General features: G+C 54.9%; 10 protein-coding genes and 1 pseudogene. 1 reads left to right on the top strand and 10 read right to left on the bottom strand.

Features of this window, described 5'->3' with window-relative positions; all coding sequences use genetic code 11:
• Nucleotides 1–9: 9 nt before the first annotated feature.
• From glgA to asd, 5 genes are all read right to left on the bottom strand, one after another.
• Nucleotides 10–1,443 (bottom strand): glycogen synthase GlgA, encoded by a 1,434-nt coding sequence (gene glgA / locus ACH0WD_RS12500; RefSeq protein ID WP_001197669.1) that lies wholly within the window; start codon nt 1,441–1,443, stop codon nt 10–12.
• On the bottom strand, nt 1,443–2,738 hold the full coding sequence (gene glgC, locus ACH0WD_RS12495; protein ID WP_000253994.1) for a glucose-1-phosphate adenylyltransferase: 1,296 nt from the start codon (nt 2,736–2,738) through the stop codon (nt 1,443–1,445). The genes glgA and glgC overlap by 1 nt, the downstream gene beginning before the upstream one ends.
• Nucleotides 2,739–2,752: 14 nt before the next feature.
• Nucleotides 2,753–4,729, bottom strand: a complete 1,977-nt coding sequence (gene glgX / locus ACH0WD_RS12490) for a glycogen debranching protein GlgX (RefSeq protein WP_000192478.1) — start codon at nt 4,727–4,729, stop codon at nt 2,753–2,755.
• Nucleotides 4,726–6,912, bottom strand: a complete 2,187-nt coding sequence (gene glgB / locus ACH0WD_RS12485; protein ID WP_000098549.1) for a 1,4-alpha-glucan branching enzyme — start codon at nt 6,910–6,912, stop codon at nt 4,726–4,728. Before glgB ends, glgX begins: the two co-directional genes overlap by 4 nt.
• A gap of 347 nt (nt 6,913–7,259) precedes the next feature.
• The gene (gene asd / locus ACH0WD_RS12480) at nt 7,260–8,366 is read right to left on the bottom strand and encodes an aspartate-semialdehyde dehydrogenase (RefSeq protein WP_000799940.1); all 1,107 of its coding nucleotides are present in this window, start codon (nt 8,364–8,366) and stop codon (nt 7,260–7,262) included.
• A 234-nt stretch (nt 8,367–8,600) separates the two neighbouring features.
• Here asd and ACH0WD_RS12475 point away from each other — a divergent pair.
• Nucleotides 8,601–8,675: pseudogene (locus tag ACH0WD_RS12475) on the top strand (MarC family protein); the annotation flags it as partial.
• 114 nt (nt 8,676–8,789) lie between these two features.
• On the opposite strand, the gene gntU reads toward ACH0WD_RS12475, so the two are convergent.
• The 5 genes from gntU to ACH0WD_RS12450 all read right to left on the bottom strand — a co-directional run bounded on the left by gntU (nt 8,790) and on the right by ACH0WD_RS12450 (nt 13,780).
• Nucleotides 8,790–10,130: a gluconate transporter gene (gene gntU, locus ACH0WD_RS12470; RefSeq protein WP_000105956.1), complete on the bottom strand. Its 1,341-nt coding sequence runs from the start codon at nt 10,128–10,130 to the stop codon at nt 8,790–8,792.
• Nucleotides 10,127–10,660, bottom strand: coding sequence for a gluconokinase (gntK, locus tag ACH0WD_RS12465; RefSeq protein ID WP_000108340.1), 534 nt, complete (start codon nt 10,658–10,660; stop codon nt 10,127–10,129). The genes gntU and gntK overlap by 4 nt, the downstream gene beginning before the upstream one ends.
• A 138-nt stretch (nt 10,661–10,798) precedes the next feature.
• A complete protein-coding gene (gntR, locus tag ACH0WD_RS12460; RefSeq protein WP_000730239.1) occupies nt 10,799–11,794 on the bottom strand; it encodes a gluconate operon transcriptional repressor GntR in 996 nt (331 codons plus the stop codon).
• A 129-nt stretch (nt 11,795–11,923) separates the two neighbouring features.
• A complete protein-coding gene (gene yhhW, locus ACH0WD_RS12455; RefSeq protein ID WP_000639780.1) occupies nt 11,924–12,619 on the bottom strand; it encodes a quercetin 2,3-dioxygenase in 696 nt (231 codons plus the stop codon).
• A 123-nt stretch (nt 12,620–12,742) separates the two neighbouring features.
• Nucleotides 12,743–13,780, bottom strand: a complete 1,038-nt coding sequence (locus ACH0WD_RS12450; protein WP_000172400.1) for an oxidoreductase — start codon at nt 13,778–13,780, stop codon at nt 12,743–12,745.
• Nucleotides 13,781–13,957: the final 177 nt, after the last annotated feature.

Raw genomic sequence — 13,957 nt, 5'->3', positions numbered from 1 at the left:
CCTGGATGACTATTTCAAGCGATAGTACAGCTCGCGGTATGATTTCGCGGCAACTTGCCAGCTAAAATCCATCGCCATCGCCTGCCGTTGTACAAACCGCCAAAGCGAAGGCCGTGACCACAACACAAAAGCACGCCGAATCGCGCGTAGCAACGACCAGGCGTTACTGTCTTCGAAGACAAAACCGCTGGCGATACCGTCCGCCAGATTTTCCAGCGAACTGTCGGAGACCGTATCGGCCAACCCCCCGGTACGCCGCACCAGAGGCAGCGTGCCATACTTTAAGCCATATAACTGCGTTAAGCCGCACGGTTCGAAACGACTGGGCACCAGAATAACGTCCGCGCCGCCCATAATGCGATGCGAGAAAGCTTCGTGATAGCCGATCTGTACGCCAACCTGCCCTGGGTGTTCCGCCGCCGCCGCGAGGAACCCTTCCTGAAGCACCGGATCGCCCGCGCCGAGTAGCGCCAACTGCCCGCCCTGCTCCAGCAGCCCCGGTAACGCCTCCAGCACCAGATCCAGACCTTTCTGGTTGGTCAGACGGCTTACCACGGCGAACAGCGGCACTTTGTCGTTAACCTTTAACCCCATCGCAATTTGTAGCTGACGTTTGTTTTCCGCCTTCTCTTCCAGGGTATCGCGCGTGTAGCGCGACGCCAGCAGCAGATCGGATTCCGGATTCCAGATCTTCTCATCCACGCCGTTCAGTATGCCGGACAAGCGCCCTTCCAGATGACGCTGGCGCAGCAGGCCTTCCATACCATAAGCAAACTGCGGTTCAGTAATTTCACGCGCATAGGTCGGGCTCACCGCCGTAATATGGTCGGCATAGTACAAACCGGCCTTCAAAAAGGAGAGTTGTCCGTTGAACTCCAGCCCATGCATATTAAAGAATGACCACGGTAGTTCGATGTCATCCATATGCTTTGCATAAAACATGCCTTGATAGGCCAGGTTGTGTACGGTAAAGACCGATTTCGCCGGCCGCCCGCGCGCCGCCAGATAGGCGGGCGCCAGCCCGGCGTGCCAGTCATGGGCGTGCACCACGTCGGGGCGCCAGAATGGATCAAGTCCGCAGGCCATTTCACAGCCGACCCACCCTAACAGGGCAAAGCGCAGCACGTTATCGGTATAGGCATATAAATTCGTATCGTGATAGGGACTGCCTGGACGCTCGTACAGATGCGGCGCGTCGATCAGATAAATGCCCACGCCGTTATAATGCCCGAACAGCAGCGATATCTTACCTGCGAAAGTATCGCGGCGGCTCACCACATGCGCGTCGGGTATCCCCCGACGGATATCGGGAAACCCTGGAAGCAGAACGCGAACATCAACACCATCCGCAATTTGTGCCGCAGGCAACGCGCCTATCACATCCGCCAGCCCCCCAGTCTTCAGCAGGGGGAACATCTCTGAACATACATGTAAAACCTGCATTATCGCTCCTGTTTGACCTGCAGTTTGCGCAGCATTTCACGCGTGACCAGTACAATACCTTCTTCTGAACGGTAGAAACGACGAGCGTCCTCTTCCGCATTTTCACCAATCACCATGCCTTCCGGGATAATACAGGCACGGTCAATAACACAGCGACGTAAACGGCAGGAGCGCCCTACCCAAACCTCAGGTAACAACACTGCCGAATCAATATTACAAAAAGAATTTATTCTCACCCGTGGGAAGAGCACAGATTGCACCACCACCGAACCGGAGATAATGCAGCCGCCGGAGACCAGCGAGTTCAGCGTCATACCGTGGCTACCGGAGCGGTCCTGCACGAATTTCGCAGGCGGTAGCGATTCCATATGCGTACGGATAGGCCAGTTCTGGTCATACATATCCAGCTCCGGCGTCACCGAGGCTAAATCCAGGTTCGCCTTCCAGTAAGCTTCCAGCGTACCTACATCGCGCCAGTACGGTTCGGCTTGTGGATCGGACTGCACGCAGGAGAGCGGGAAAGGATGCGCGTAAGCCATACCTTCGCGGGTGATTTTGGGGATAATGTCTTTACCGAAATCGTGGCTGGAAGCGTCATCTTTATCGTCTGCCGCCAGCAATTCATACAGGTAATCGGCGTCAAAAACGTAAATGCCCATACTGGCCAGCGCTTTGCTGGCGTCACCAGGCATTGCGGGGGGATTCGCCGGTTTTTCGACAAAATCAATAATCTTGTCGCTTTCATCGACCGCCATCACGCCGAACGCCGTCGCTTCTTTGATCGGCACCGGCATACAGGCCACCGTGCAACGCGCGCCCTTTTCAACGTGATCGATCAACATACGCGAGTAGTCCTGCTTGTAGATATGATCGCCTGCCAGGATGACGACATATTCCGCTTTATAGCGACGAATAATATCCAGGTTCTGGGTCACCGCGTCTGCCGTGCCGCGATACCAGTTTTCGCCCTTCATACGCTGTTGAGCTGGCAGCAGATCGACAAATTCGTTCATCTCTTCGCTAAACAGTGACCAGCCGCGCTGAATATGCTGCACCAGCGTATGGGACTGATACTGAGTGATCACGCCGATACGGCGAATCCCGGAGTTCAGACAATTAGATAAGGCGAAATCGATGATGCGGAACTTCCCACCAAAGTGGACGGCTGGTTTGGCGCGTTTGTTCGTTAAATCTTTTAGACGCGTGCCGCGGCCGCCGGCCAGGATTAGGGCAACAGATTTCAATGGCAGCTGGCGCGCCAACATTACACGATCGTTCTTCTCTAAACTCACCATGATTAACTCCTTTTTTATCCTCTCTGGAACACACACAGTCCATGCGCAGGTCCCTGCCAGACCGCCGTTATCACCGGATTATCCTCTCCAGCGAATGGGGGAACGGCGCGCCATTCCCCTTCGGGTAAAACTATATCTGTCACCTCAAGCGTGGCATTTATCGCAATCAGAAAACGGTCCGACAACAGAATTTGCATCAGCTTAGGCCCGTTTTGCCACTCATCCGCACTCAAGGGTTGCGCGTTTTTATTTAGCCAACGCACGTTGCCATCGCCTTCTTCCCACCAGCTATTGCCGGTTAAAGCCGGTATCTGCTGACGCAAACGAATCAGCGCGGCGGTAAACGTGGTTAACCCACGGTTTGCCTGCTGCCAGTCCAGCCAGGTTAAGGCATTATCCTGACAATAGGCGTTATTGTTGCCGTGCTGGCTATGGCCGTGTTCATCGCCTGCCAGCAGCATCGGCGTTCCCTGAGAGAGCAGTAGCGTCGCCAGCAGGGCATGAATGCTGTCGCGCCGCCGCTCCATTAAATCAAGCGGACCGCCTAATCCTTCTTTACCATGATTGTCGCTGTAATTGCTGTTGGTGCCGTCGCGATTTTCCTCACCGTTCGCCTCATTGTGTTTCTGATTGAAACAGACGCAGTCCCGAAGCGTAAAACCGTCATGCGCCGTGAGCAGATTGACAGAGGCGCCGGGCGTGCGGCCATTGCGTTTAAACACATCGCTGGAAGCGGCGAAACGACAGGCAAATTCCCCCGTCGTCAGGTTACGCGGCAACCAGAATCGGCGGGCCGCATCGCGAAAATGATCGTTCCACTCGGCAAACGGTGGCGGAAAATTCCCGACCTGATAGCCGCCCTCGCCAATATCCCACGGTTCAGCAATCAGCTTGACCGTTGATAACACAGGACACGCTTTAATCGCGGCGAACAGCGGCGCATCCTGGCGAAACGTCGGCGTGCGCCCCATGACGGACGCCAAATCAAAACGAAAACCATCGACATGACAGGTTTCCACCCAATAGCGCAAACACTCGCACGCGTATTCCACCACGCCAGGATGGCTTAAATTGAGCGTGTTGCCGCACCCCGTCCAGTTGTGATAATCGCCATCGTCCCTTATCCAATAATAGCTACGGTTATCAATTCCGCGCAGGGAGAAGGTTGGACCGTCCAGATCCAGCTCGGCGCTATGGTTTAATACAATGTCCAGAATGACCTCAATCCCCGCGCGATGCAGCGCTTTCACCGCGTCGCGAAACTCGTCCAGCGCCGTCTCGGGCGAACTGGCCCAGGCGGGATGCAGCGCGAACATCGCCATCGGGTTATAACCCCAATAATTGGTCAGTCCCATACGTTGCAGGCGCGGCTCGCTGGCAAACTGCGCCACCGGCAACAGTTCCAGCGCCGTAATGCCAAGCTGTTTGAAATACGCCACCATGACCGGATGACCGAGCGCTTTATAGGTGCCGCGTATCTCCTGGGGGAGTTCCGGATGCAGGTAGGTAAGCCCTTTGACATGCGCTTCATAGATGACCGTTTTTCCCCACGGCGTGCGCGGCGCGGCGTCATCTTCCCAGTCATAATGGTCGCTGATTATCACGCTTTTCGGCGCCACCGCCGCGTTATCGCGGTAGTCCGGTTCATCGTGTCCGCCGTGCAACAGCGGATGATCTTTTAGTTCGCCCTCGACCCGGCGCGCATAAGGGTCAAGCAGTAACTTCGCCGGATTAAACCGATGCCCCTGCGCTGGCTGCCACGGGCCATGTACGCGATAGCCATAGCGCAAACCTGGCCTGGCGCCTGCCAGATAACCATGCCAGACATCGCCGCGACGTCCTGGCAGGTCATAGCGACGCTCATTCCCTCGGGAATCAAAAACGCACAGCTCTACGCGCTCCGCATGGGCGGAAAAGAGCGTGAAATTCACGCCATGACCGTCATACGTTGCGCCATGCGGCGTTGCTTCGCCGATCGCAAGCTGCGTCATTCCCCCTCCCGCATCAGCCAGATCGTCGCCAACGGCGGTAACGTCAGGTTAAGAGAGTGCTGACGGCCATGGCTTTCGATCTTATCGCTGTGCACCACGCCGCCGTTGCCGGTGTTGCTACCGTGATAATGCATCGAATCAGTATTGAGAATTTCACGCCAGCGTCCCGGCTGGTTGATGCCAAAGCGGTAGTCGTGGCGAGGAACGGGCGTAAAGTTGCTGGCGACGATGATCTCGTTACCGGCTTTATCACGGCGTACAAAAATCAGTACCGAGCGTTCATTGTCATCGACCACCAGCCACTCAAAGCCGTAAGCATCAAAATCCAGCTCATGCAACGCTTTATGGTGGCGATAGGTGTGGTTGAGATCGCGTACCAGACGCTGAACCCCGTGGTGCCAGTTATCGCCCCCCTCCAGCAGGTGCCAGTCGAGGCTGGCGTCATGGTTCCACTCGCGTCCCTGGGCAAACTCATTCCCCATAAATAGCAGTTTCTTGCCGGGGAAGGCCCACATCCAGCCATAGTAGGCGCGCAGGTTGGCAAATTTTTGCCACGCATCGCCCGGCATACGATCGAGAATGGATTTCTTGCCGTGAACCACCTCATCGTGCGACAGCGGCAGAACAAAGTTTTCGGTATGGTTGTACAACATACCAAAGGTCAGCTTGTCGTGATGATACTGGCGGTACACCGGGTCCAGCTTCATGTAGTCCAGCGTGTCGTGCATCCAGCCCAGGTTCCACTTGTACCAGAACCCCAGGCCGCCCGTTTCCGGTGGACGCGTCACGCCAGCGAAGTCTGTCGACTCTTCCGCCATGCTGACCGCGCCGGGCACCTGCTCGCCAATAATGCGGTTGGTATTGCGCAGAAACTCAATGGCTTCCAGGTTTTCACGACCGCCGAACTCGTTCGGTATCCACTCGCCCTCTTTGCGGCTGTAGTCGCGGTAGATCATAGAGGCCACCGCATCGACACGCAGCGCATCAATCCCAAAACGCTCCATCCAGTACAGGGCGTTGCCCACCAGATAATTACTGACTTCACGACGACCATAGTTGTAGATCAGCGTATTCCAGTCCTGGTGATAGCCCTCGCGCGGGTCGCTGTGCTCATAGAGGTGAGTGCCGTCAAACTCCGCGAGGCTAAATTCATCGGACGGGAAATGGCCCGGCACCCAGTCGAGAATGACGTTAAGGCCCGCCGCATGGGCCGCATTGATGAAATAGCGGAAGTCGTCCCGCGTACCAAAGCGGCGGGTCGGCGCGTAGAGGCCGGTCGGCTGGTAGCCCCAACTGCCGTCAAACGGATGTTCGTTGACCGGCAAGAGTTCAAGGTGCGTAAAGCCCATCCATTTGGCGTAAGGCACAAGCTGATCCGCCAGCTCACGATAGCTCAGCCAGAAATTGTTATCCGTATGGCGGCGCCATGAACCTAAATGCACCTCATAAATCGAGATCGGCGCATCAAACTGATTGGCTTTTTGTCGTTCTTCGCTTGGCGTCACTTTCTCCGGCAGTCCGCAAATCATCGACGCCGTTTCCGGACGCATCTGCGCCTCAAAAGCATAGGGATCGGCTTTAATGCGCAGATTACCGTTCGCATCAAGCAACTCGAATTTATACAGCTGTCCATTATGCGCGCCGGGGATAAACAACTCCCAAATACCGCTCTCTTTGCGCAGACGCATCGGGTGGCGACGCCCATCCCAATAGTTGAATTGCCCGACAACCGAAACGCGACGGGCATTAGGCGCCCAGACGGAGAAACGGGTGCCGGTGACGCCATCCATCGTATCGGCGTGCGCGCCCAGCGTTTCATAAGGACGCAGGTGGGTGCCTTCCGATAATAACCAGGCATCCATTTCCTGTATTAATGGACCAAAACGGTAAGGATCGTCGATGAGGTTCTGCTGTCCGTGCCAGGTCACGGCGAGCTGATAGCGAAAGAAATTTTTACGTCGGGGTAAAACGCCGCAGAAAAAACCGCGAGCGTCGAGACATTCCAGTTTGCCGACTTTACGTCCGGTTTTGGGTTCAATCACCCATACGTCGGTGGCGTCAGGTAATAGGGCGCGGACTTCTAGTCCGGCTTGGGTCTGGTGCATTCCGAGTACGGAAAAAGGGTCCGCAAAATGTCCTGCAATTAGCGCATTAATCACGTCTCTATCGATACGACTGGACATGGTTTGTCATCCTGTTTTGTGGCGTCACTCCATCTCACTGAATTCAACATCAGGTAGTGACACTTCTTTGACCTGAACGGCGCAGCACACTGTGCATCCTATCTGCGTCGTCCTACCTTCAGGTTAGGCTTAATACCCGTGGGATTAAGCTACCCTTAAAGAATAGCCAATGCTCTGCTTAACTCCTGATAAAAATGAAACATCTGCGTTTACTCCTGTATTACGCAAAAAAAAGGGTGACGATGCACCCCTGGTTTAACACAAATTCCCCCGCCGGATGGCGGCGCGAGCGCGCCTTATCCGGCCTACAGAACCACACGCAGGCCCGATAAGCGCTGCAATAGCTACTACGCCAACTGGCGCAGCATTCGACGCAGCGGCTCGGCGGCGCCCCATAACAACTGGTCGCCTACGGTAAACGCCGACAAGAACTCTGGCCCCATGTTCAGCTTACGCAGACGACCAACCGGCGTAGTCAACGTGCCGGTCACCGCCGCCGGGGTTAATTCGCGCATAGTGATATCACGATCGTTCGGCACCACTTTCGCCCACGGATTATGTGCCGCCAGCAGTTCTTCCACCGTCGGAATGGATACCTCTTTTTTCAGCTTGATGGTGAACGCCTGGCTGTGACAGCGCAGCGCGCCGACGCGCACACACAAACCATCAACCGGAATCACAGAGGCAGTATTGAGAATCTTGTTGGTTTCCGCCTGGCCTTTCCACTCTTCACGGCTCTGGCCGTTATCGAGCTGTTTGTCGATCCAGGGGATCAGGCTTCCCGCCAGCGGTACGCCAAAGTTATCCACCGGCAGCTCGCCGCTGCGGGTCAATGCCGTAACTTTGCGTTCAATATCAAGAATTGCGGAAGACGGCGTCGCCAGTTCATCGGCGACATGGCCATACAACTGACCCATTTGGGTTAACAGCTCGCGCATATGGCGCGCGCCGCCGCCGGAGGCGGCCTGATAGGTCGCGACGGATACCCAGTCAACGAGATTATGGGCAAAGAGACCGCCCAGCGACATCAACATCAGGCTAACGGTACAGTTACCGCCCACAAAGGTCTTCACGCCATTGTTCAGGCCGTCGGTAATCACGTCCTGGTTGACCGGGTCGAGAATAATAATGGCATCATCTTTCATGCGCAGCGTAGAAGCCGCATCAATCCAGTAACCCTGCCATCCGCTTTCGCGCAGCTTTGGATAAATTTCGTTGGTATAATCGCCGCCCTGGCAGGTCACGATGATATCGAGCGCTTTTAGCGCATCCAGATCAAAAGCGTCCTGTAGCGTGCCGGTGGAGGTGTCGCCGAAGGTGGGCGCCGCCTGTCCAAACTGGGAGGTAGAAAAGAAAACAGGGCGAATAGCGTCGAAATCGCGCTCCTCTACCATGCGTTGCATGAGAACAGAGCCGACCATTCCGCGCCAGCCGATAAAGCCAACATTTTTCATAGCGTTTTTTTCCTGCAAAGAGATGTGCTGTGTATGCGCGCCAGTATCCTGTGGCGCATCCTTCACCATACAAAAAGCAGCCAAAGTCGCAAGTGAAATTAATCAATGATAGCGAAGCCATCAGTAATGCGACTTATCCTGCCTTACCGCGCAAGCAGAAAGTCCAGTGGCGATTATCAGGGAATTTGCGTTAGGAAGGGAATCATTTCCGTCGCTGTTTTATTGATCCTAATTATGGATCAGCGTAGAAATTTGCCTGCTTTTATGCGCGTACTGAAACATGGCGAGGCAAAACGTCGTTGGGCGATTGCCATGCATACCTCAATAAAAAAACCGGGTAGCGATTACGCCTTACCCGGCTTACGGTGTCGATCTGTGCCCGTTTCCAGGCCCGGTAAGCACAGCGCCACCGGGCAACAAGACTCAGCTCAGCAGTTGGAAAGCAATCATTCCGACAATCGCGCCGACCGTGCCGAGGATAGTTTCCATCATCGTCCAGGTCTTCAGCGTCTGCGCTTCGGTCGCGCCGGTAAATTTACCGAACAGCCAGAAGCCGGCGTCGTTAACATGAGAAACCACAATTGAACCGCCGGCGATACAGATAGAGAGCGCCGCCATCTGCGCGCCGGAGAAATTCAGTTGCTCAATGACCGGCATCACCAGACCGACCGCGGTTAAACACGCCACGGTCGCGGAACCCTGAATGATGCGCACCGCCGCCGCCAGCACAAAGCAGGTAATGGCAATCGGCAGCCCCATGCCGGTTAACGCTTCGCCCAGCGCCGGGCCGACGCCGGAGTCAACCAGTACCTGTTTGAACACCCCGCCTGCGCCAATCACCAGCAGGATAATGCCCGCCGGTTGCAGCGCGTGGCCGCAGATTTCCATCACTTTGTCTTTCGGCATCCCCTGGCGCATCGCCAGGCCGTAAATCGCTACCAGACAAGCGACCAGAATCGCAGTGAAGGGGTGGCCGATAAACTCAAACCATTCGTAAGCGGTGGAACCTTCCGGCACAAAACGCGCGGCGATCGTTTTCAGCCCTACCAGCACCAACGGCAGCAGAATCAGCGACAGGCTGAAGCCGAAAGAAGGCATTTTACCTTCACCCAGATGCGGCTCGGTAATGTCGTCAGGAATACGCAGCTCAACATAACGGCTGATAAAATTCCCCCACAGCGGCCCGGCGATAATCATGCCAGGAATGGAGGCGCACAGCCCAATCAGGATCATCCAGCCGAAATCAGCATGCATCTGGGAAGCCAGCAGCATCGGCGCAGGCCCAGGCAACAAAAACGCCGCGGCTGCCGCCACGCCCGCAAACAGCGGAATGACCAGCTTCACCAGGTTTGTGCCGGTATGACGCGCCATAGAGAATGCCACGCTTATCAGCAGCACAATCGCCACTTCAAAGAACAGCGGAAGCGCGCAAATCAGCCCGGCCAGGCCAATCGCATAGTGCGCGCGGTTATGACCAAAGGATTTAAGCATCTTGACGGCTATCTGATCGACCGCGCCGGTTTCATGCAGAATTTTACCGAACATCGCCCCCAGCGCGACCACAATCGCCAGGAATCCCAGCGTGCCGCCCATCCCTTTTTCCATGGTCGCGGCGATTTTATCAAGCGGCATCCCTGAAAAAAGCCCCGCGCCCATTGAGACGACCATTAACGCGACGAAGGCGTGCATACGCGCCTTCATCACGAGAAACAGCAGCAGTAAGACGGAACCGACGGCGGTTAAAACCAGTGTTAATGTACTCACAGCGTACTGCCTTTATTGATGACCTCAATGGTGCTCGCCACGACGTCTTCCAGCGGCTGGTCGATATCCACCACCAGAACATCGCGTTCGTCGGCACCCGGCTCTTGCAGCGTTTCAAACTGCGTCACCAGCATCTGGGTTTTGAAGAAATGACCTTTGCGCGCTTTCAGACGGCTTTCAATGACGTCGAAATCACCTTTCAGGTAGATAAAGGAGAGGTTCGGGTTTCCCTCGCGCAGCAGGTCGCGATAGTGTTTTTTCAGTGCGGAGCAGACGATCAGCGAGATTTTATTGGTACGCTGCATCGCGAAAGCGGCGTCGTTCAGCGCCTGTAACCACGGTTTGCGGTCATCATCATTCAACGGCTCGCCGGAAGCCATTTTTTCAATATTGCAGCGCGGATGCAGAAAATCGCCGTCCAGAAACGCGGCATGAAGCTGATGCGCCACGGCGCTTGCGACAGCGGATTTACCGCTGCCTGATACGCCCATCAGAACGTAAACGTGGTGATCATGATTAGTCGTGCTCAAAGCGGGCCCCCACTCTACAAGTTGCAAAATTTGTTACGGGTAACTGTTATCGGTAACATTGTCCAACCGCACCATTCACGACGCAATGACCATTCGTGCCAAAAGTGAATAAGTGTGAGCTACTTCAAAGTTGTCAGACTAAATAGATCCGCCCGGTGACAAGGTGAAACCTAAATCTAACATTTTCGGCGTGACCGTTTCGCCGCGAATGCGGGCCAACAGACGTTCCGCGCCAATGCTGCCCATTCGCTCGCGCGGCGTCAGGACGCTTGCCAGACGCGGTTCCATCACCTGGCCGATGTCATGACCGTGGAACCCGGCGATCGCCATGTCGTCCGGGATTTTTAGCCCCAGGCGCTGGCATTCGAAGGCCGCCCCCACCGCCAGGTCATCGTTGGTGCAAAAAATACCGTCAAGCTGTGGGTATTCACGTCGCGCCTGGCGCATGAGTTCGATACCGGAAGAGTAGGATGAAGATTGCTCCATCATCACACTGTAAGGAACCAGGCCTGCGTCCCGCATCGCCTGTTCATAGCCCTTCTGCTTGATGATAGTACGTTCGTCGAGGCGCGCCCCCAGATAGGCGATATGACGATGACCACGCGCGATAATCGCGGCGGTCATCTGACGGGCGGCCTCGAAGTTGTCAAAACCAACGGCAATATCGAGACACGGCGACTGGCTGTCCATCAGTTCCACCACCGGAATCCCGGCGACTTCGATCATTTTTAAGGTGCGCGGCGTATGGGTACGCTCAGTGAGGATCAGGCCGTCGATATTCCAGGAGAGCATCGATTCCAGGCGCTCCTGCTCCATCTCCGGTTTATAGCCGTAGTGCGCCAGCATGGTTTGATACCCGTGGGCATCGGTGACGGCCTCAATGCCGCGTAACACTTCCGCAAAGACCTGGTTGGTTAAAGACGGCAGCAGAACGCCAATGGCGCGGCTGGTGGCGTTGGAAAGAATGTCAGGCGCGCGATTAGGAATGTACCCGAGCTCATCAAGCGCAGCCGCAATTTTACCCCGCAGCGCGACGGAGACCTGCTCCGGATTACGCAAAAAACGGCTGACCGTCATTTTGGTCACGCCCACACGGTCGGCTACATCCTGAAGTACGGGTCTTTTCTTTTTCATCGTCCTGAAAGGTATAAAAGGGATAGATTTGCCCAGTTTACCACGGACGTGCGGAATTAATGACAAACGATGAAAAGCCGGATGGCAACGCTTTCGCGTCTTATCCGGCCTACAAAGGGCTACAGCACGTTAGACTGGTGGCAGGTCAAACAGTAACACTTCACTGTCGCTATCGGCATGAATCGAAATTGCCTGCTCATCCCAGATTGCCAGGCCATCGCTGGTGGTGGCTTTGGTTCCGTTAATGGTGACATTGCCTTTTACCACCTGGATCCAGACGCGGCGCTCGGCGGCAATCTGATGCATCGACTGCTCATCTTTGAGCAGTGCCCAGCGATACAGCTCCATATCCTGGTACACTTTCAGCGAACCATCACGGGCATCCGGCGACAGCACCAGCTGTTTGCCCTGCACCGCATCGAAACGGCGTTGTTCATAGCGTGGCGTAATCCCGTTTTCCTGTGGGATGATCCAGATTTGATACAGGTGCAGTTTCTCAGTGTTGCTCGGGTTGTACTCCGAGTGACGGATCCCCGTCCCGGCGCTCATAATCTGGAATTCACCGGCCGGAACCTGTTCTTTATTGCCCATACTGTCCTGATGCTCCACCGCGCCTTCCAGCACATAAGTCAGGATTTCCATGTCTTTATGGGGGTGAGTACCAAAGCCCTGACCTGCGTCGATCACATCGTCGTTAATCACACGCAGCGCCGAGAACCCCATAAAGTTCGGATCGTAATAATCGGCAAAAGAAAAAGTATGCCAAGAGTCAAGCCAGCCATGATTCGCATGACCGCGGTCGTTTGCTTTGCGTAAGTAGATCATTGTGTTCACCCCCAGATGTTTTCGATGGAATAAGTGTGGACTCATTCCGTCCGGGATCATAGAGGGTGAAAATTGACTCCTCTGTTCAAAAAATATGAATAAGCGCAGAGGAGTCTGTAAGGGCTATTTAGCGAGGGTTATCGTCGCAGGCGATGCCTGTTCGAAAGCACGCTCGAGGATTTCCAGATTGGTAAGAACTTCAGATTCCTTGACGTAATTAGGCGTACCGACGGTCAACGTCTGGTACAGCGCATCATAAACACGACCATAGTCACCCGTTTCCGGTTTCACCTCTTCTTTCACCGTAACGCCGTCGTCATTGACATACTCCAGCACACCGACGGATTCGTCAGCGGCGAAACCGGGTTCGCCAGGCATAATGTTCGCTTTCAGGCTGGTTTCTTGTTGATCGATACCGTATTTCACAAACGAACCTTTGGTGCCGTGAACAATAAACTTCGGATAGTCGATTTTCACCAGATGGCTGGTTTTAACGATAGCCTTCAAATCGCCATAAAATAGTTGCGCTTCAAAGGTGTCATCCGGATTCGCTTTATTACGCAGGCTACGAATGTCATACGCGACATGATCCGGGCGGCCAAATAGCGAAATAATTTGATCCATGGTGTGGACGCCAAGTCCATAGAATGCGCCGTCCTGCGGCAGGCCAGGTTTGGTTTCTGCTACCGGGCGGTAATAATCGAAATGGCTTTCAATTTCGACAATCTTGCCCAGTTTCCCGCTCTCAATCGCTTCTTTAGCCGTGAGAAAACAGGAATCAAAACGCCGATTCTGATACGGCGTGACGGTCAGTCCTTTGCTTCGCGCCAGGTCGAACAACACATTTGCCTCCGCCAGCGTCGGCGTGAAAGGTTTCTCAACCAGCACATTTTTACCCGCTTCCAGCGCGCGTTTGGCGTATTCGAAATGGCTGTCAGCATGCGTACAGACGATCACCAGCTTTACCTGCGGATCGCCCAACACCTCATCCAGATCGCTGGTGAAGTGAATATGCGAATACTGCGGCGCCTGCTCTTCCGGTTTAGCGTGACGACGGAAAATATGCGCGACATGCCAGGTATCTTTCCGATTCAGAACATAGGGGAGATGGTAACGGGTGGTACTTTTGCCGAATCCAATAAATGCGCAGTGTAAGGTCATGAGACGATCCTTTTGAAGATGATTGTTTACACCATAGCGCAAAGCGTGAGGAGACTGAATGTTGGATTCTTTGACGGTGGCGGAGAAGACTTTTCGGGCCTACAAAAGCAGATGCCTCAAGATCAGCCGTCGGCGTCGCGGTCAGTTTGTTCACGGCAAGCGCGCAGGGCCCGGAGC

The organism is Salmonella sp. 2020_1395 (assembly GCF_043848115.1).
In the GTDB taxonomy this organism is placed as follows: domain Bacteria; phylum Pseudomonadota; class Gammaproteobacteria; order Enterobacterales; family Enterobacteriaceae; genus Salmonella; species Salmonella enterica.
Note: the sequence above shows the minus strand (reverse complement) of the source record. Positions and strands in the feature narration are given on the sequence as shown.